Source organism: Pseudomonas sp. P5_B3, from assembly GCF_056400405.1.
Window position 1 is genome coordinate 30,652 of the sequence record NZ_JBFULI010000002.1, and the last position, 16,951, is coordinate 47,602.

The following is a 16,951-nucleotide window of genomic DNA, read 5'->3' on the forward strand; positions in this document are numbered from 1 at the left end:
GTGCCCCGCCCCCCCATTTCAATGTCGCAAGTCTACAACGCTGGTAGGATCCGTCTCTCATTCCTGAATGAAATCATCATGCCGCTCCCGCTGATTTATCACGAAGACTACAGCCCCGAGTTTCCGGCGGATCACCGCTTTCCCATGGACAAGTTCCGCCTGTTGCGCGATCACCTGGTGGACAGCGGCCTGACAAGTGACGCTGATTTGCTGCGCCCGGATCTGTGCCCCGCAGAGATTCTCGCCCTCGCCCATGACCCTTCGTATATCGAACGCTACATGAGTGGCGAGTTGTCCCGCGAAGACCAGCGCCGCCTCGGCCTGCCCTGGAGCGAAGCCCTGGCCCGGCGCACGGTGCGGGCGGTTGGTGGCTCGTTGCTGGCGGCCGAGCAGGCGCTGGAGCATGGCCTGGCCTGTCACCTGGCCGGCGGCACCCACCATGCGCACTACGACTACCCGGCTGGATTCTGCATCTTCAATGACCTGGCGGTGATCAGCCATTACCTGCTGGAAAGTGGCCGGGTGAATCGGGTGCTGATCTTCGATTGCGACGTGCATCAGGGCGACGGGACTGCACGGATCCTGCACAACACCCCGGAAGCGGTGACCGTTTCCCTGCACTGCGAAAAGAATTTTCCTGCGCGCAAGGCTGAAAGTGATTGGGACATTGCGCTGCCCAAGGGCATGGGCGATGCCGATTACCTGAAGGTCGTGGACGATGCACTCAACTACCTGCTGCCGCTCTACCAGCCGGATCTGGTGCTGTATGACGCCGGAGTCGATGTGCATAAGGACGACGCCCTGGGTTATCTGAAGCTGACAGACGAAGGCGTCGGCGCCCGCGATGAAAGCGTGATGCGCCATTGCCTGGGCCGCGACATTCCGCTGGTCGGGGTAATCGGCGGCGGCTACAGCAAGGACCGCCAGGCCCTGGCCCGCCGTCACGGCATCCTCCATCACAGCGCGCAGCGCGTCTGGCAGTCATCAGGTTGTCACTGAGTTGTGGATGCTTTACCCACAATGCCTGTGGAGCTGCCTGTGGATAACCTGAGTGAAAGGGACTACAGGCCACACGGCTTATAGGCTACAGAGAGATGGTCGTTTTTTAACCACCCTTTCAAAGACACCTCTAAACCCTGTAGGAGTGAGCCTGCTCGCGATAGCGGCCTGTCAGGCCCACAGATGCTGAATGTACCGCCGCCATCGCGAGCAAGCTCGCTCCCACAGGGGACGGGGCTGGTAGAATGCCCGGCTTATCCCGCCAGACCGCAGCGCACCCCATGACCCAATCCTCGCCAGCCCTCCCCCCTCACGTCGCCATCATCGGCGGTGGCCCCGCCGGTCTGATGGCGGCCGAAGTGTTGAGCCAGGCCGGGATCAAGGTCGACCTGTACGACGGCATGCCTTCGGTGGGACGAAAATTCCTCCTGGCCGGCGTCGGCGGCATGAACATCACCCACTCCGAAGCCTACCCGGCGTTTCTCTCGCGCTACGCCGAACGCGCCCCGCAGATCGCCCCGCTGCTGCGCGGCTTCGGTGCCGATGCGCTGTGTCAGTGGATTCATGACCTGGGCATCGAAACTTTCGTCGGCAGTTCCGGCCGGGTATTTCCCACCGACATGAAGGCCGCGCCGCTGCTGCGCGCCTGGCTCAAGCGCCTGCGCGACAGCGGCGTAGTTATCCACACCCGCCACCGCTGGCTCGGCTGGGACGAGCGTGGCGGATTGCGCATCGACAGCCCGGAAGGCGAAAAAACCGTGCAAGCCGATGCCACCCTGCTCGCCCTCGGTGGCGGCAGTTGGTCGCGGCTGGGCTCGGACGGCGCGTGGATGCTGCCACTGGAGCAACAGGGCGTAGGACTGGCGCCGTTGCAGCCAAGTAATTGCGGCTTCGAGGTGCAGGCCTGGAGCGACTTGATGGTCAGCAAATTCGCCGGCGCGCCGCTGAAAAACATCGCCATCGGCCTTAACGACGACGTGCCACGGCTCGGCGAATGTGTGATTACCGCCACCGGGATCGAGGGCAGTTTGATCTACGCCCTGTCGGCACCGATCCGCGAGGCGATCAACCAGCACGGCTCGGCAACCCTTCATCTGGACCTGTTGCCGGGCCGGCCTGTGGATAAAGTTGCGGCGGCGTTGAGCAAACCCCGGGGATCGCGCTCCATGGCCAAGCACCTGCACAGTCAGTTGGGTATCGATGGGGTAAAAGCGGCGCTATTGCGTGAACTGACCAGCGCCGACTGCTTTGCCGACATGGCCTTGCTGGCCAACGCGATCAAGGCATTGCCATTGACCCTGGTGAAAACCCGTCCACTGGACGAGGCCATCAGCAGCGCGGGCGGTGTGGTGTTCGAGGCGATGGATGAGCGATTGATGCTCAAGCAAATGCCGGGTGTGTTTTGCGCCGGGGAAATGCTCGATTGGGAGGCGCCGACGGGCGGCTATCTGCTGACCGCGTGTTTCGCCAGTGGGCGAGCGGCCGGACTTGGAATGGTTGAGTGGTTGCAACGCAAGGGCTGAAGACCGAGGCGCCTCCATCGCGAGCAGGCTCGCTCCYACAGGGGTCTGCGTTGTTCACAAATCCCCCTGTRGGAGCGAGCTTGCTCGCGATGGCGGCCTAACAGACGCAGAGTGTAATCAAGGCTTGCGCTTACGCGGCCCGGTATTGAACACCGGCACCTTGCGCACAGGTTTGATCGAAGGCTCTGCCGGCGCAACCTCTCCGCTATCAACCCACCGACCCAGATTGCGTTTACCACCGCCACCACCGGACGCCTTGGGCTTCTTCGGTTTTTTCGGCTTCTTGATCACCTGACCACTGGCATCGGTATCCGGCACGCGGTGTTCAGGTTCGAAGTCCGGCTCGTTCTGCCGCTTCAAGGTCTGGCGAGTCAACATCTCAATGGCCGACAGCAGATTCACTTCATCGGCACACACCAGGGAAATCGCCTCGCCGGTCGAACCCGCGCGGCCGGTACGACCGATGCGGTGGATGTAGTCTTCGGCGACGATCGGCAAGTCGAAATTCACTACCAACGGCAAGTCTTCGATATCCAGACCACGGGCGGCTACGTCGGTGGCGACCAGAATCTGCACTTCACTCGCCTTGAACCGGTCCAGTGCGCGCTGACGGGTCGCCTGGGGTTTGTCGCCGTGGATGCCGTCGGCATTGATGCCCAGGCCCTGAAGTTTCTCCACCAGCGCGTCCACGCCGTTGCGGGTCTTGGCGAACACCAGCACCTGCTTCCACTTGCCCTTGCGCATCAGGTGCACCAACAGCTCCGGCTTGCGCTTCTTGTCCACCGTCACGATCCATTGCTTGACCGTATTGGCCGCAACGTTGCGCGGGCTGACCTCGATGCTCAGCGGGTCGTTGAGCATTTGCCCGGCGAGCAGGCGGATGTCATCGGAGAAGGTCGCGGAGAACAGCAGCGTCTGACGTTTCTTCGGCAGCGCGCGGTAAATGTTCGCCAGCTCTTCGGAAAAGCCCAGGTCGAGCATGCGATCGGCTTCGTCCAGCACCAGGGTTTGCAGCTGGTTGAACTTCAGCGCGTTCTGGCGGAACAGGTCGAGCAAGCGGCCCGGGGTCGCCACCAACAGGTCGACGCCGCTGCGCAGCTTCATCATTTGCGGGTTGATGCTGACGCCGCCGTACACCGCGTAAGTACGCAGCGGCAGGTTTTCGGCGTACTGGCGCACGGCTTCGTGAACCTGTTCAGCCAGCTCGCGGGTCGGTACCAGGATCAGCGCGCGCACCGAGTTGGCGGTGACTTTCGGCCCTTCCATGGCCAGCAGTTGCAACAGCGGCAAGGCGAAACCGGCGGTCTTGCCGGTGCCGGTCTGGGCCGCGGCCATCAGGTCGCGACCGGCCAGCACCGCCGGAATGGCTTGCGCCTGAACCGGCGTCGGAGTCTGGTAGCCGAGCTTCTCGAGGGAGCGCAGCAAGGGTTCGATCAGGCCAAGGGTGGCGAAAGTCATGGGAGTACCGTAGGAAAATTCAGCGCGGGTTGTTCAAAACAAGTGTGCAAAACAAGATGCAATGGCGCGCAGTTTACCCTAATTCACACGGGATTCTGTCGGTACTGCCGTCGCCACCACTGGCCGCGCTGGCGTGCGACGCCACTGCGGCAGGCCAATCAATACTACGGCGCTGATGATTACCGCCATCGCCAGGGCTTCTTCGATACCGATGGTTTCGCCGACAAACACGATCCCCAGCAACACCGCCACCGCCGGGTTGACGTAGGCATAACTGGTGGCCGCAGCCGGACGCACGTGCTTCAACAGGTACATGTAGGCGTTGAAAGCGATGATCGAACCGAACACGGTCAGGTAGGCCAGCGCGGCCCAGCCTTCGATCGGCGGCACCTTTTCCAGGTGTTCACCACTGACTGCGCTGGCAATCAGCAGCACCACGCCGCCCACCAGCATTTCCACGGCACTGGCCATTGCGCCCTGAGGCAGCGGCAAGTGCTTGCTCCACACCGAGCCGAAGGCCCAGGTCGCCGCCGCGAAAATCAGCAGGGCCGCGCCCAGCGGGCTCGACTGCAGGTTGGAACCGAGGTTGAGCATGGCGATGCCGATCAAGCCGAGGACAATCCCGGCCCATTCGAGACGGGTATTACGTGCGCCCCAGAAATATCCACACAGCAAGGTAAACAGCGGCACCGTCGCCACTGCCAAAGCCGCCACCCCGGAAGCCACGCCCGTATGCTCGGCCACACTGACCGCACCGTTACCGCACGCCAGCAGCAAGACGCCGATCATCCCGGCGGCTTTCCATTGCACCCAAGTCGGCGCCGGTGCCCCGCGCCAGCGCAGGAAGGCGTACATCAAGGTCCCGGCAATGACAAAGCGGATCCCGGCGAGCAGCAGCGGCGGCCAATACTCCACGCCGATGCGGATCACCAGGTAGGTCGAGCCCCAAATCACGTACAACGCGAAAAAGGCAGCGATCAACGGTAAGGGAAAACGACGGAGGCCAGGCATGGGGAGCAGCTCGCAGGCAAGACAAGTGAACGGCTATTCTAGAAAGGCCAACGACGGAAAATAAGTTACAAAACCTGTTTATCGCACCGGTACACTTTTCAAAACACGGAGTTTTTTGCGATAAACCATGTTTTCGAAAGTCAGTCATTTTCAGGAGCCGCTCCATGGACAAATACGACCGCATGCTGCTCAGCGCCCTGCTGGAAAACGGTCGCGCGTCCTACGCGGAGCTGGCGCGCAAGGTCAACCTGTCCGCCCCGGCCGTGGCCGAGCGCGTGGCCAAGCTTGAAGCCAGCGGCGTGATCACCGGTTATCAGGCGAAGGTCGACATGGCCAAGCTCGGCCTGCCGATCCAGTGCGTGATCGAACTGCGCCTGAACCAGCACGGCAACCAGAAAGCCTACGACGACCTGATCAAAATCCCGCAACTGACTGAATGCCATCGGGTGACCGGCGACCCGTGCGTGATCATGCAAGCAGCGGTGGGCTCGATGCCGGAACTGGAAGAACTGATCAACCGGATTGCCACGTTCGGGTTCAGCAAGACCTCGATTGTGTTGTCCAGCGCCATCGAGAAGCGGGTGCCGTTGGGGCATATCGAAGGGAATGGCAAGTAACCCAAGGACACAGCAGCCCCCCTGTAGGAGCGAGCCTGCWCGCGATTGCGGTTTAGAGTTCACAGCCATGTTGACTGACACTCCGCCATCGCGTGCAGGCTCGCTCCTACAGGGATTTGCGGTGTATTCAGAATCCGCGATAGCGCTTGAGGTGTTCGTTCACCTTCGCCGCCGGGACCTTCTGCAACTTGCACAGCAAGTCATGGGACAGCTCGCGCAAGCCATGCTTCTGCCGCAGTTCGTCAGCCAGATGCGCCGTCAGGTTGGCCGCCATCTCGGCATCGGCCATGGCACGGTGGGCCTTGCCAGTGTGGGGCAGGTTAGCGAACGCGGTGAGGGTGCCAAGCTTGTGGTTCGGCGCGGCGGGCATCAGCCGGCGGGCCAGTAGCAGCGAGCAGGCAAAGTTCTGCAAGCGGGTGCGTTTGATCCGCCCCAGCTCGAAGTCCCAGAACTTCTGGTCAAACGCGGCGTTGTGCGCTAGCAGTGGCGTGGTACCGACGAATTCATTCACTTCGTTCATCACCTGCTCCGCCGACGGCGCGGTGCGCAGCATGGCGTTGCTGATGCCGGTGAGTTGCTCGATGAAGGCCGGGACGCGCACGCCGGCGTTCATCAGGCTTTGGTAACGCTCGACGATGCGCCCCTGTTCAAGGATCACCACGGCGATTTCCGTGGCCCGGCAGCTGCTGCTCGGGGAGATCCCGGTGGTTTCAAAGTCGATGACTGCGATGCGTTCCAAACCTGGTTCAACTCCGTAAAAATCAATTCTTGAGCAGCAACGCGCCTTCGATCGGCACGTAACGGCTGGCGGCGCGGATCAGCGAGTTCGCCGTCAGGCCCGGCACGCCGTAGGCCACCGCCTGTACCCCGTGTTTGCTGATGATGCGCTCCAGCAGCATGTCAAAATCACCATCGCCGGAGGCCAGGACGATTTCGTCGACATGGTCGGCGGCATCCATGATGTCGAGGGTGATGCCCACGTCCCAGTCGCCCTTGGCCGAACCATCGCTACGCTGGATGTACGGCTTGAGCTTTACGGTGAAGCCGAGGTTGCGCAGGATCTGCTGGAACTGCTGCTGTTTGCTGTCGCCACGGTCGATAGCGTAGGCGTAGGCTTCGACGATCTCGCCCTGTTTGCTGATGTCAGCCCACAGTGCGGCATAGTTGAAGTGGCAACCATAAGCCTGACGCACGGTGTAGTAGAGGTTCTGGACATCGGCGAACACTGCGATTTTTTTCACCGGCTTTCCTCAAGGCTGAATCAGGCACCAGGCCCGAAAAGTCGCCCAGTATGCCAGCCCAAAGGATTGTTCCGCGAATAATCGGCTATGTGGCAAGGGAGCAAGCTCCCTTGCCACTGATGTGTCAGACGAAGGAATCGTCGTCGCCGCCGAAGAACGATGAGTTGTCATCGCTGTAGTCGGCGTCGCTGAGCCCGCCCTGATCGTTGCTCCAGGAATCGTTACCGGCCATGCGCTGGTCATCGCCCCAGCCATTGTTGCCCTGGTCGTTGACCTGGGCCGGCTCTTCCTTGATGACTTCGACGACTTCCGGTTGCTGATTGTGATGGAACAGGCTGCTGATGCCTTGTGCCAGCATCACGCCACCCGCCACGCCGGCCGCGGTTTTCAGCGCTCCACCGAGGAAACCGCTGCCGGCCGCTGCCGGTGCCTGCTGTTGCGGCGCATAGCCTTGCTGTGGAAAGTTTTGCGGCGGCGCGCCGAAGTTCTGCTGTGGCGATTGCGAACCGAACGACGAGCGTCCCGGCTCACGCCAGCCACCGCTCGACGGCGGTGCACTCTGGGTTGGCGCGGGCTGAGGATCACGAGAGCTGCCGCCAAAGATACTCGACAAAAAGCCACCGCTATTCGGTGCCGGAGCCGGGGTTGCCTGAGCCTTGGCCTGTTGCAGTTCGGCCTGCAACTGCTGGACTTGCCGGGTCAGTTGCTGGTTCTGCTCGTCGAGGCTCTTGATCGCCGCCTCTTGCACCAGAATCGCCTGGGTCATGAAATAACCTGCCGCCGGCTGGCGCGTCAGGTGTTCCTTGATCCGCGCCTCGGCCTGGGCGTCGCGCGGGGCTGAGTCCGTTTCGGCCTGTTGCAGCCGGGAAAACAGTCCATCGATCAGGGTTTGTTCTTCGCTGTTCATGGCGACCTCGTAGATTGCCGGGGGAAATCGTTGCCCTTTTCCACTGAGGATAAGGTGCTCGACCTTAATGGAGGCTGAAACAAGATGTTTCAATAACCTTTACCGAACGTTTACRTTTGCGTCCCCGAGCACTTCATCGGTTAAAGTGAGCCACTGCTTCCAACCTGCGATACCCACTGATGAATCCGTTAGATGTCCTGCGTGACTCGCTGTATTTCTTCAAGCGCAATCTGGGCCAGATCGTGCAGCTGTGCCTGCCGCTGGTGATGCTTGAGGCGCTGCTGCAACAAGTGGTCGACCACTCCACGGAGCCGGACAGTTTCCCCGGCATCAGCGTGATCGTCGGCCTGCTGGTGTACCCGCTGTACACCGCCGCGCTGATTCTGTTTCTCGACGCCCGCAGCCGGGGCGAGTCGCCGCGCAACCGCGACCTGCTGGCGATGGCGGCAAGCCTGTGGCCACGCTTCGCCCTGCTGACGGCGCTCAATACAGTACTGATTCTGCTGGGCCTGTCGCTGTATTTCCTGCCGGGCATCTACCTGATGGTGACCCTGGCGTTTGGCGAATACCTGCTGGTGTTGCGCGGCCTGGCACCGCTGGCGGCCATGAAGGAAAGCCTGCGCCTGACCAGCGGTCACTTCCTGCGCATCCTGCTGTGCATTCTGTGTGTGATGGGGCCGTTGTGGCTGCTCAAGGGGGCCACCCTGGCGGCGTATCCAGAACCGCAAAACCCGGTGATCTCGCTGTTGATCGACAGCGCCCAAAGTTTCCTGCAGCTGTTTACCAGCGTGGTGCTGTTCCGGTTGTTCATGCTGATCAACCCGCTACCTGAGAGAAATGACAGCTCGCTCTGACCTTGGGCGCGACCATCGCTCTCGGGTATGCTCGGGAACATTCCTGTAACGCTAATAAGCCGAGCCATGACCCGTCTACTGCGCTACACCCTGCCGGGCCTGCTGATCGTGATCGGTCTGATCGCCGTGATGATCTACAGCCTGACCTGGCGCCCCGACGCCAAAGAAGTGTTGCCCGTCAGTTGCAGTGCCCAGGTTCCCACCCTGGTCCCCGGGCAGGCGTTGAAGGTGATGACCTGGAACGTCCAGTACCTGGCCGGCAAGCGCTACGTATTCTGGAATGACCTGGCCGCCGGTACCGACGAACGCCCCACAGCGGAAGACATGGCTTTCAGCCTCGACGAAGTGGCGCGGGTGATTCGCGACGAACAGCCGGACATCGTGCTGTTGCAGGAGCTGGACGACGGCGCCAAGGCCAGCGATTACCAGCACCAGTTCAAACTGCTGCAGGAGCGGCTCGCCGACTTGTATCCCTGTGGCACCAGCGCCTTCGACTGGAAAGCCGACTTCGTGCCGAACCCGCACATCTTCGGCAGTGTCGGCCGGCAACTGGCAACCCTGAGCCGTTACCAGATCGAACATGCCGAACGGCTGCAACTGCCCATCACCTCGGGCAATCCGGTCAGCCGCCAATTCAAACCAAGGAACGCCTTGCTGGTGAGCTACTTGCCGTTGAGCGATGGCGGGCAAATAGCGGTGCTCAATACCCATCTGGACCGTACGACCCAAGCCGACAATACCTTGCAAAACCAGGTGACCGCCGTGGCCAGGACTCTCGATAAATTCGAAAGCCGTGGCACGCCGTGGCTGATCGGCGGGGATTTCAACCTGTTGCCGCTAGGCCAGTATCGACGCCTGTCCGATGCGCAACGCACGCCCTACTCCGCCGACAGCCCGTTGCACATCCTGTGGGACAAGTATCCGATGATCCCGACCAACAACGAAGCCAGTGGTATCGACCGCGAGCGCTGGTTGACCCATTACCCGAACGACCCCGGGCTAAACGGCCCGGACCGGACCGTCGACTACCTGTTCTACAGCCCGCGGATCAAACGGGTCGAGGCCATGGTGCGGCAGGACGATACGTTGCGCATCTCCGATCACCTGCCGGTGATTGCGCGGTTCCTGTTGCCGGCTGCGCCCTGACACCTCACTCCAGCCAGACACATAACCTGTGGGAGCGAGCTTGCTCGCGATAGCGGTCCATCAGACACAGATGTGTTGAATGTGCCGCCGCCATCGCGAGCAAGCTCGCTCCCACAAGGTCTGTGTATGCCCGACTTAATGCACCTCCTCCAGATCATCATGCAGCAGCCCGAAGATCTCGCGTTTCATCTCGATGAACGAGCGCTCCATGACCATGTCCAGGTTGCGTGGACGCTCGATCGGCACATCCAATATCTGCTTGATCCGGCCAGGTCTGGCGCCCATGACGTAGACCCGGTCACCCAGCAGAATCGCCTCGTCGATATCGTGGGTCACGAACAACACGGTCTTCTTGCTGTTGCCCCACACCCGCAGCAACAACTGCTGCATTTGCAGGCGCGTCTGGCTGTCGAGGGCGCCGAAGGGTTCGTCCATCAGCAGGATCTGTGGATCGTTGGCCAACGCCCGGGCAATCGCCACGCGTTGCATCATCCCACCCGACAACTGCTTGGCGTAGTTGTCGGCAAAGCCGCTCAGGCCCACCTCATTGACGTAGTAATCGACGATGTCCTTGCGTTGCGCCGCTGGCATGCCGCGCCGCTTGAGGCCGAACTCGACGTTCTGGCGCACGGTCAGCCACGGGAACAGCGTGTAGCTCTGGAACACCATGCCGCGATCCGCACCGGGGCCTTCCACCTGTTGGCCGCCGACGTAAATTTCGCCCGAGGTCGGTTCGGCCAGGCCGGCGGTGAGGTACAGCAGACTCGACTTGCCGCAGCCCGAAGGCCCCACCAGTACAGCGAATTGCTGGTCCGGCACCTCGAACGACACTTCCTCCAACGCGGTAAAGGTACCGCCATCGGGTTTCTTGTAACGCAGGCTGACCTTGTCCACTTGCAGCCGAGGCGCGTTCACCTGGGCAGCCTGAGGGGCGACAAAACGATGAGTGGCGGCGGTTACTGAGCCCATGCGGTAATCCTCAGGCGTAGGAAACGGAACAGTTGATCGGTGACCAGGCCCAGCAGGCCGATGATCGCGATGGCGAGGAAAATCACATCCACCTGGAAGCCACGCATGGCCTTGAGGCTCAGGTAACCCAGGCCACTGGAAGCGGCGACCAGTTCAGCCACCACCAGGTAAGTCCAGGCCCAGCCCATGGTCACGCGCAGGGTGTCGAGCACACCCGGCAGTGACGCCGGGGCGATCACATGCAGCACCGCGTCACGACGGTTCGAACCGAGGGTATAGGAGGCGTTGATCAGGTCCTTGGAGATGCCTTTGGACACGTCCGCGATCATCACCAGTTGCTGGAAGAACACGCCGAAAATGATCACCGACACCCGCTGCTCCAGACCGATGCCGATCCACAGGATGAACAGCGGCACGAACGAGGTCACCGGCAGGTAACGAATGAAATTCACCAGCGGCTCAAGAAAGGCCTGGACGATGCGGAAGCTGCCCATCAGCAAACCCAGCGGCACTGCCACCAGGGACGACACGATGAAGCCGACCATCACCACTTCGACGCTGGCCCACACATGCTGGCCGAGTGTGCCGTCGCGACCGAGGCGCACAGCGGCCTCGACCACCGCACCCGGCGTCGGCAGGAACATGCCCGGCACCACGCCACCGTAGGACAAGCCGGCCCACAGGCCGACCAACAGCACCCAGGCAAGACCGCTCGCGCTCCAGATCACCGAGACCGGCAGACCGGTCTTGGGCGTGATGCAGCGGCTCAGCCATGAATTGCGCTTGAACATGCAGCCTCCTAGAGCGGGGTGACGAAGCGGTTGTCGATGAGGTCGTCATTGCTGACGTTGTAGGGCTTGCCTTGCAGCTCGCTGGCGGTCTCGTTGGCCAGTTTGATCAGCGGTGCGCTGTCACCCGGTTTGCCCGGCGAGCCCAGGAGTTTTTCGCTCATGGCCTGATCGTAGAAACGCACGCCCTGGGCGGCGGCTTCCAGCTCCTTCGGATCGGCCAGGTAACCGCCAACGCCCTTGGCCATGATTTTGTAGGCTTCCTGTGGATGATCCTTGGTGTACTGCAYGGCTTTGTACAAACCGGCCACCAGAGCCTTGACGTCTTCCGGCTGCTTTTCGATCACGGTGCAGTTCAGTGCGACCACGTCGACGATCACCCCCGGTGTGCTGCTGCTGTCGATCAGCACCTTGCCCTGCTGCTTGTCGCGAACCATCGACAGGTGCGGCTCCCAGGTCACGGCAGCCGGTACGCGACCGGCGATGAACGCGGTGGCGGCGTCGTCGGCCGTCATGTTCTGCACGGTGATGTCGCTCATGCTCATGCCGTGTTTTTTCAGCAGATACGAGAGCCAGAACTGCGAGGTCGAACCTTCGTTGACCGCAACGGCCTTGCCCTTGAGCTCCTGCAGGCTCTTGACGTCCTTGCCTACCAGCACGCCGTCGCCACCATGGCTGTCATCCAGCGCGGCCACGGCCTTGAAGCAGAATTGCGGACGGTACTTGAGCACCTCGTCGATGGTCGACGCCGAGCCGGACAACTCACCAGAAGCTTGCGCGGCCATGTACATCGCCGCTTCCTCGACCACCGGCAACTCGACGGTCAAACCGTTTTCCTTGAAGTAGCCAAGGTCCTGGGCCAGGTACAGGGTGCCGTAGCCGACCCAGGTGGTATGACCGATGGACAGGGTGCCGGCCTGGGCGCTAGTGGCGACCGTCGCGGCGATGGCGGTGACCGCCAGTGGATGGGCAACGCGGGTAAGCAAGGACTTGATCATGGAGCACTCCCAAAGCTGTTGATTTAGTTTTGTCATGGGCAGTACGGCCAGTGGCCCTGAAGCAGCTGCGGCCTGTGGTCTCTGATGGACCCTTTGGTGTGCAGCATTGGGCTGGCTGGGGAGATCGATGTTGGCCCAAGGGCGGGATTAGGAAAATGAGGAAATATGTGGATGCGAACGATGAAAAAACTCGTTAGCGCGCACTGCTAAAGGGCGCTGTGGGCGGGGATGCCCGAGGTGGGTGCAAGACTTGAGAAGTATGTTGATTCGACAAAAGCAATCGCGAGCAGGCTCGCTCCTACAGGGGTCTATGTCGCCCTCATTACCGATGATCGACACAAATCCAATGTAGGAGCGAGCCTGCTCGCGATAAGGTCCGCAGGACCTTCCAGCAAGATCAGAGCCGGCCGTATTCCTGCGCCGTTCGATCCACCGCTTTCAAGGTCTTGCCGATCAGTTCATCAATCTCTTCACGGCTGGCAATCAAGGCCGGCGCCATGATCATCCGGCCCAGTGTGGAGCGAATGATCACGCCCTCCTCAAAACCAATCGTACGGCAGCGCCAGGCGATGTCGTTCTCGTTGGCGAAACGCTTGCGGCTGTTTTTGTCTTCGGCCAGTTGCAGCGCCGCGACCATGCCGGTGCCCTGGATATCGCCCACCAGCGGGTGCTTGCCGAACACTTCGCGCAGGCACTGTTGCAGGTACGGACCAATGTCATCCTTGACCCGCGTCACCACGCCTTCATCACGTAGCGCCTTGAGGTTGGCAATCGCCACCGCCGCCGCCACCGGATGCCCGGAATAGGTCAGGCCGTGGGCAAACACGCCGCCCTGTTCCACCAGCACCGAGGCCATTTTTTTCGACAGGATCAAGCCGCCCATGGGAATGTAGCCCGAGGTCAGCCCCTTGGCGATGGACAGGGTGTCCGGCTCGAAACCGAAGTACTCGTGGGCGAACCATTCGCCGGTACGACCGAAGCCGCCGATCACTTCATCGGCGCACAGCAGCACGTCGTACTTGCGGCAGATGCGCTGGATTTCCGGCCAGTAGCTTTCGGGCGGGAAGATCATCCCGCCCGCGCCCTGGAACGGTTCGGCGATGAAGCCTGCGACCTTGTCGGCACCCAGTTCGAGAATCTTCGCTTCCAATTGCCGGGCCGCACGCAGACCGAATTCGGCCGGCGTCAGGTTGCCTTCGTGGGCGAAGAAGTACGGCTCGTCGATGTGCTCGATGTCTGGAATCATGCCGCCCATTTCGTGCATGAATTTCATGCCGCCCAGCGCCGTCGCGGCCAGGGTCGAACCGTGGTATCCGTTCCAGCGGCCGATCATGATTTTCTTCTCGGGCTTGCCGAGCACCTGCCAATAGCGACGCACCGTGCGGATCAACACCTCGTTGGCTTCGGAGCCGGAGTTGGTGTAGATCGCGTGGCTGTAGTGACCCGGCAGCAGGCTGAACAGCAGCTCGGACAGCTCGATCACCTGCGGGTGGGTGGTGTGGAAAAACATGTTGTAGTACGGCAGCTGTTCCAGCTGCCGGCTCGCCGCGGCGGCCAGGTCCTTGCGCCCATAACCGAGGTTGGTGCACCACAGCCCGGACATGCCGTCGAGGTAACGCCGGCCATCGTTGTCCCACAGGTGCAGGCGCTCGCCACGGACCATCACCCGTGGCCCCTCGTCGTTGAGGGCTTTCTGATCGACGAACGCATGAATGTGGTGCGCAGCGTCGGCGGCCTGGTAGTCGCGGGTGTCACGTGGTGTGGTCATCGCCAGTTCTCCGTTTTGTTATCAGCGCAATTGAAACCAGGTGGTCTTCAACTGGGTGTATTTATCGAATGAATGCAGGGACAAGTCGCGGCCGAAACCCGACTGCTTGCCACCGCCAAAAGGCACGGTCACGTCCAGTGCGTCGACGCTATTGACCGACACCGTTCCGGCCCGCAATTGTCGCGCCACACGGTGGGCGCGATTGAGGTCGTCGGTCCACAGCGAGGCCGCCAAGCCGTAGACGCTGTCGTTGGCCAAGTGCAAGGCGTGGGCCTCATCGTCGAATGGCGTAATCGCCAGCACCGGGCCAAACACTTCATCGCGAAACAGCGGCATATCCGGGGTCACACCGGTGAAAATCGTCGGCTGGATGAAGTTGTCCGAGCCGTTGAAAATCGACTGCCGACCGCCACAGATCCTGGTCGCGCCTTGCTGTTCGGCCTGCTGGATAAACTTCATGATGCGCGCGGTCTGACGGCTGTCGACGATGGCTCCGGCGGCGCTCGACGGGTCCAGCGGATCCCCCGGCAACCAGCGCTCGGCCTGGGCCTTGAGGCAGTCGACGAACTCGTCATGAATCGAGCGTTGCACCAGCAATCGCGAGTTGGCCGAGCAGACTTCGCCCTGATTGAAGAAGATGCCGAATGCGGCTTTCTCGGCCGCCAGATCCAGGTCCTGGCAATCGGCGAACACCAGGTTGGCGCTCTTGCCGCCGCACTCCAGCCACACCTGCTTGAGGTTCGACTGGGCCGAGTACTGCATGAAATATTTGCCGACTTCGGTGGAGCCGGTGAACACCAGGCAATCGACGTCCGGGTGCAGGCCCAGAGCCTTGCCGGTCTGCTCGCCGAGGCCCGGCAGCACGTTGAGTACACCTGGAGGAAGACCCGCCTCCAGCGCCAGCTCAGCCAGACGCAGGGCGGAAAACGGCGACTGCTCGGCCGGTTTGAGGATCACCGAGTTGCCGGCGGCCAGGGCCGGCGCGAGTTTCCACGCCGCCATGTCCAGGGGGAAATTCCACGGCACCACGGCCGCCACCACGCCGAGGGCTTCGCGGGTGATGGTCGCCAGCACGTTCTGCGCGCTCGGCGCGACCTGATCGTAGAGTTTGTCGAGGCTTTCGGCGTACCAGCGCAACACCCCAGCGGCACCCGGCACGTCGATGTTGTAGGCATCGGCGACTGGTTTACCCATGTTCAGTGAATCGAGCAGTGCCAGCTCTTCACGGTTTTCGAGGATCAAGTCGGCCAGGCGCAACAGCACTTGCTTGCGTTCGGTCGGTGAGCGCGCCGCCCAGGTGCCCGCCTCGAAGACCTGCCGCGCATTACGCACCGCCGCATTCACGTCTTCTTCGCCGCAAGCGGCAACGTTGGCCAGGCATTGCCCGGTAGCGGGGTTGATCGCGGCGAAAGTCTGCCCCGACTGCGCCGCACGGCGCTGGCCGTTGATCACAGCCTGGTCGGGAAACCGCAGGGAAGCGGCCTTGCGTTGCCAATACTCAAGCTCGAACACGTTCAGATGCTCCAGAGGACATTCTTGTGTATTGGATAGTCGCTCAGGCCCAAGCAGTGGAAAACCAGTAAAAATGTGTTCGCAGGCCAAGAAAAAACTACGTAGCCAATCTCCCTTCTGGTGCAGCATGTGGTTATTGTTCAACCACAACAAATCGCTGCCCGAGCGGATAGGGGTGGCGCGCAAATTGCCCGGATGCCTGATCCGTTCTCCCCCGAGGTTTGCTGTGGCTGCCTACAATCTGCGTCAACTGAAATATTTCATCACCACTGTCGAATGCGGCAGCGTCGCCGAGGCCTCGCGCAAGCTGTACATCGCCCAGCCTTCGATCTCCACGGCCATCAAAGGGCTGGAAGACAGCTTCGGTGTGCAACTGCTGATCCGCCATCACGCCCAGGGCGTGTCGTTGACCCCCAGCGGTGCGCGCTTCTATCGCAAGGCCCAGGAACTGTTGCGCATGGCCAGGGAGTTCGAACAAAACGCCCTGGCCGATAACGACGTGGTCTCCGGGCAGATTGATATTGGCTGCTTCGAAACCGTCGCGCCGCTGTACCTGCCGCAATTGATCGCCGGGTTTTCGGCGTTGTACCCGGGGGTGGAAATCCGCATCCGCGACGGCGAGCAGCAAGAGCTGGTGCAGGGCCTGACTTCTGGTGCCTTCGATCTGGCGATCCTTTACGAGCACGATCTGGACGGCACCATCGAAACCGAACCGCTGATGCCGGCGCAACGACCTTACGCATTACTACCGGCGGATCACCGCTTTGCCCAACAGGCACAAGTGTCGCTGCGGGATCTGTGCCTGGAGCCGATGATTCTTCTGGACGTGCAGCCGAGCCGGACCTACTTCGTCAGTCTGTTCGATGAGCTCGGACTGACCCCACGCATCGCCTTCAGCTCGCCATCCATCGAGATGGTGCGCGGCATGGTTGGCCAGGGCTTTGGTTTTTCGATTCTGGTGACCAAGCCGCACTCGGAGTGCACCTACGACGGGCAGAAAGTGGTGTGCGTGGACATCGCCGAAGACGTCACCGGTTCGGGGCTGGTGGCGGCATGGCTCAAGCGTGGGCAACTGACCAAGCCGGCGCAGTTGTTCGCGGACTATTGCCGCGAACAACTCACGGCGAAATCCGAAAGATCAACCCAGACCTCATAGGAGC

Annotated in this window: 16 protein-coding genes; 6 read left to right on the forward strand and 10 right to left on the reverse strand. The window is 61.5% G+C overall.

Annotation, left to right across the window (positions count from 1 at the left end; genetic code table 11):
• Nucleotides 1-78: 78 nt before the first annotated feature.
• Both AC1DRN_RS01375 and AC1DRN_RS01380 read left to right on the forward strand, forming a co-directional pair.
• On the forward strand, nucleotides 79-999 hold the full coding sequence (locus AC1DRN_RS01375) for a histone deacetylase family protein (RefSeq protein ID WP_223460990.1): 921 nt from the start codon (nucleotides 79-81) through the stop codon (nucleotides 997-999).
• A 281-nt stretch (nucleotides 1,000-1,280) separates the two neighbouring features.
• A complete protein-coding gene (locus tag AC1DRN_RS01380; RefSeq protein WP_223460988.1) occupies nucleotides 1,281-2,522 on the forward strand; it encodes a TIGR03862 family flavoprotein in 1,242 nt (413 codons plus the stop codon).
• A gap of 117 nt (nucleotides 2,523-2,639) precedes the next feature.
• Here the strand turns inward: AC1DRN_RS01380 and AC1DRN_RS01385 are convergent, their stop codons facing one another.
• Entirely contained in the window at nucleotides 2,640-3,980 is a 1,341-nt protein-coding gene (locus tag AC1DRN_RS01385; RefSeq protein ID WP_477786609.1) for a DEAD/DEAH box helicase, read from the reverse strand.
• Nucleotides 3,981-4,058: 78 nt separating this feature from the next.
• Complete coding sequence (yedA, locus tag AC1DRN_RS01390) at nucleotides 4,059-4,991, reverse strand: drug/metabolite exporter YedA (RefSeq protein ID WP_223460984.1); 933 nt, start codon at nucleotides 4,989-4,991, stop codon at nucleotides 4,059-4,061.
• Between the two features lie 164 nt (nucleotides 4,992-5,155).
• On the opposite strand from yedA, the gene AC1DRN_RS01395 reads away from it, so the two are divergent.
• Nucleotides 5,156-5,608, forward strand: a complete 453-nt coding sequence (locus AC1DRN_RS01395; RefSeq protein ID WP_223460983.1) for an Lrp/AsnC family transcriptional regulator — start codon at nucleotides 5,156-5,158, stop codon at nucleotides 5,606-5,608.
• A 127-nt stretch (nucleotides 5,609-5,735) separates the two neighbouring features.
• On the opposite strand, the gene AC1DRN_RS01400 is transcribed toward AC1DRN_RS01395, so the two are convergent.
• From AC1DRN_RS01400 to AC1DRN_RS01410, 3 genes are all read right to left on the reverse strand, one after another.
• On the reverse strand, nucleotides 5,736-6,347 hold the full coding sequence (locus AC1DRN_RS01400) for a 3'-5' exonuclease (RefSeq protein ID WP_223460980.1): 612 nt from the start codon (nucleotides 6,345-6,347) through the stop codon (nucleotides 5,736-5,738).
• A gap of 22 nt (nucleotides 6,348-6,369) precedes the next feature.
• Nucleotides 6,370-6,849, reverse strand: a complete 480-nt coding sequence (locus AC1DRN_RS01405; RefSeq protein ID WP_007990686.1) for a LabA-like NYN domain-containing protein — start codon at nucleotides 6,847-6,849, stop codon at nucleotides 6,370-6,372.
• Nucleotides 6,850-6,973: 124 nt separating this feature from the next.
• Nucleotides 6,974-7,756: a DUF2076 domain-containing protein gene (locus AC1DRN_RS01410; RefSeq protein ID WP_223460977.1), complete on the reverse strand. Its 783-nt coding sequence runs from the start codon at nucleotides 7,754-7,756 to the stop codon at nucleotides 6,974-6,976.
• Between the two features lie 179 nt (nucleotides 7,757-7,935).
• On the opposite strand from AC1DRN_RS01410, the gene AC1DRN_RS01415 reads away from it, so the two are divergent.
• Nucleotides 7,936-8,610, forward strand: a complete 675-nt coding sequence (locus tag AC1DRN_RS01415) for a YciC family protein (RefSeq protein WP_223460975.1) — start codon at nucleotides 7,936-7,938, stop codon at nucleotides 8,608-8,610.
• A gap of 66 nt (nucleotides 8,611-8,676) precedes the next feature.
• The gene (locus tag AC1DRN_RS01420) at nucleotides 8,677-9,756 is read left to right on the forward strand and encodes an endonuclease/exonuclease/phosphatase family protein (protein ID WP_223460972.1); all 1,080 of its coding nucleotides are present in this window, start codon (nucleotides 8,677-8,679) and stop codon (nucleotides 9,754-9,756) included.
• Nucleotides 9,757-9,891: 135 nt separating this feature from the next.
• Here the strand turns inward: AC1DRN_RS01420 and AC1DRN_RS01425 are convergent, their stop codons facing one another.
• The 5 genes from AC1DRN_RS01425 to AC1DRN_RS01445 form a co-directional block, all read right to left on the reverse strand.
• Complete coding sequence (locus tag AC1DRN_RS01425) at nucleotides 9,892-10,725, reverse strand: ABC transporter ATP-binding protein (protein WP_223460970.1); 834 nt, start codon at nucleotides 10,723-10,725, stop codon at nucleotides 9,892-9,894.
• Entirely contained in the window at nucleotides 10,713-11,516 is an 804-nt protein-coding gene (locus tag AC1DRN_RS01430) for an ABC transporter permease (RefSeq protein ID WP_007990681.1), read from the reverse strand. The genes AC1DRN_RS01425 and AC1DRN_RS01430 overlap by 13 nt, the downstream gene beginning before the upstream one ends.
• 8 nt (nucleotides 11,517-11,524) lie before the next feature.
• A complete protein-coding gene (locus tag AC1DRN_RS01435; protein ID WP_477786610.1) occupies nucleotides 11,525-12,511 on the reverse strand; it encodes an ABC transporter substrate-binding protein in 987 nt (328 codons plus the stop codon).
• A 397-nt stretch (nucleotides 12,512-12,908) separates the two neighbouring features.
• Nucleotides 12,909-14,279, reverse strand: coding sequence for an aspartate aminotransferase family protein (locus AC1DRN_RS01440; protein WP_223460965.1), 1,371 nt, complete (start codon nucleotides 14,277-14,279; stop codon nucleotides 12,909-12,911).
• 21 nt (nucleotides 14,280-14,300) lie between these two features.
• Complete coding sequence (locus tag AC1DRN_RS01445) at nucleotides 14,301-15,791, reverse strand: aldehyde dehydrogenase (RefSeq protein ID WP_223460963.1); 1,491 nt, start codon at nucleotides 15,789-15,791, stop codon at nucleotides 14,301-14,303.
• A gap of 226 nt (nucleotides 15,792-16,017) precedes the next feature.
• Here AC1DRN_RS01445 and AC1DRN_RS01450 point away from each other — a divergent pair, with 226 nt between their 5' ends.
• Nucleotides 16,018-16,947 carry a LysR family transcriptional regulator gene (locus AC1DRN_RS01450; RefSeq protein WP_223460961.1) on the forward strand — a complete coding sequence of 310 codons (930 nt, stop codon included), beginning with the start codon at nucleotides 16,018-16,020 and terminating at the stop codon, nucleotides 16,945-16,947.
• Nucleotides 16,948-16,951 lie beyond the last annotated feature (4 nt).

Excerpts from the sequence above, each read along its gene's own strand:
- AC1DRN_RS01375 (WP_223460990.1), top strand. The coding sequence starts at position 79 with ATGCCGCTCCCGCTGATTTATCACGAAGACTACAGCCCCGAGTTTCCG.
- AC1DRN_RS01380 (WP_223460988.1), top strand. The coding sequence starts at position 1,281 with ATGACCCAATCCTCGCCAGCCCTCCCCCCTCACGTCGCCATCATCGGC.
- AC1DRN_RS01385 (WP_477786609.1), bottom strand. The coding sequence starts at position 3,980 with ATGACTTTCGCCACCCTTGGCCTGATCGAACCCTTGCTGCGCTCCCTC.
- yedA (WP_223460984.1), bottom strand. The coding sequence starts at position 4,991 with ATGCCTGGCCTCCGTCGTTTTCCCTTACCGTTGATCGCTGCCTTTTTC.
- AC1DRN_RS01395 (WP_223460983.1), top strand. The coding sequence starts at position 5,156 with ATGGACAAATACGACCGCATGCTGCTCAGCGCCCTGCTGGAAAACGGT.
- AC1DRN_RS01410 (WP_223460977.1), bottom strand. The coding sequence starts at position 7,756 with ATGAACAGCGAAGAACAAACCCTGATCGATGGACTGTTTTCCCGGCTG.
- AC1DRN_RS01415 (WP_223460975.1), top strand. The coding sequence starts at position 7,936 with ATGAATCCGTTAGATGTCCTGCGTGACTCGCTGTATTTCTTCAAGCGC.
- AC1DRN_RS01420 (WP_223460972.1), top strand. The coding sequence starts at position 8,677 with ATGACCCGTCTACTGCGCTACACCCTGCCGGGCCTGCTGATCGTGATC.
- AC1DRN_RS01425 (WP_223460970.1), bottom strand. The coding sequence starts at position 10,725 with ATGGGCTCAGTAACCGCCGCCACTCATCGTTTTGTCGCCCCTCAGGCT.
- AC1DRN_RS01430 (WP_007990681.1), bottom strand. The coding sequence starts at position 11,516 with ATGTTCAAGCGCAATTCATGGCTGAGCCGCTGCATCACGCCCAAGACC.
- AC1DRN_RS01440 (WP_223460965.1), bottom strand. The coding sequence starts at position 14,279 with ATGACCACACCACGTGACACCCGCGACTACCAGGCCGCCGACGCTGCG.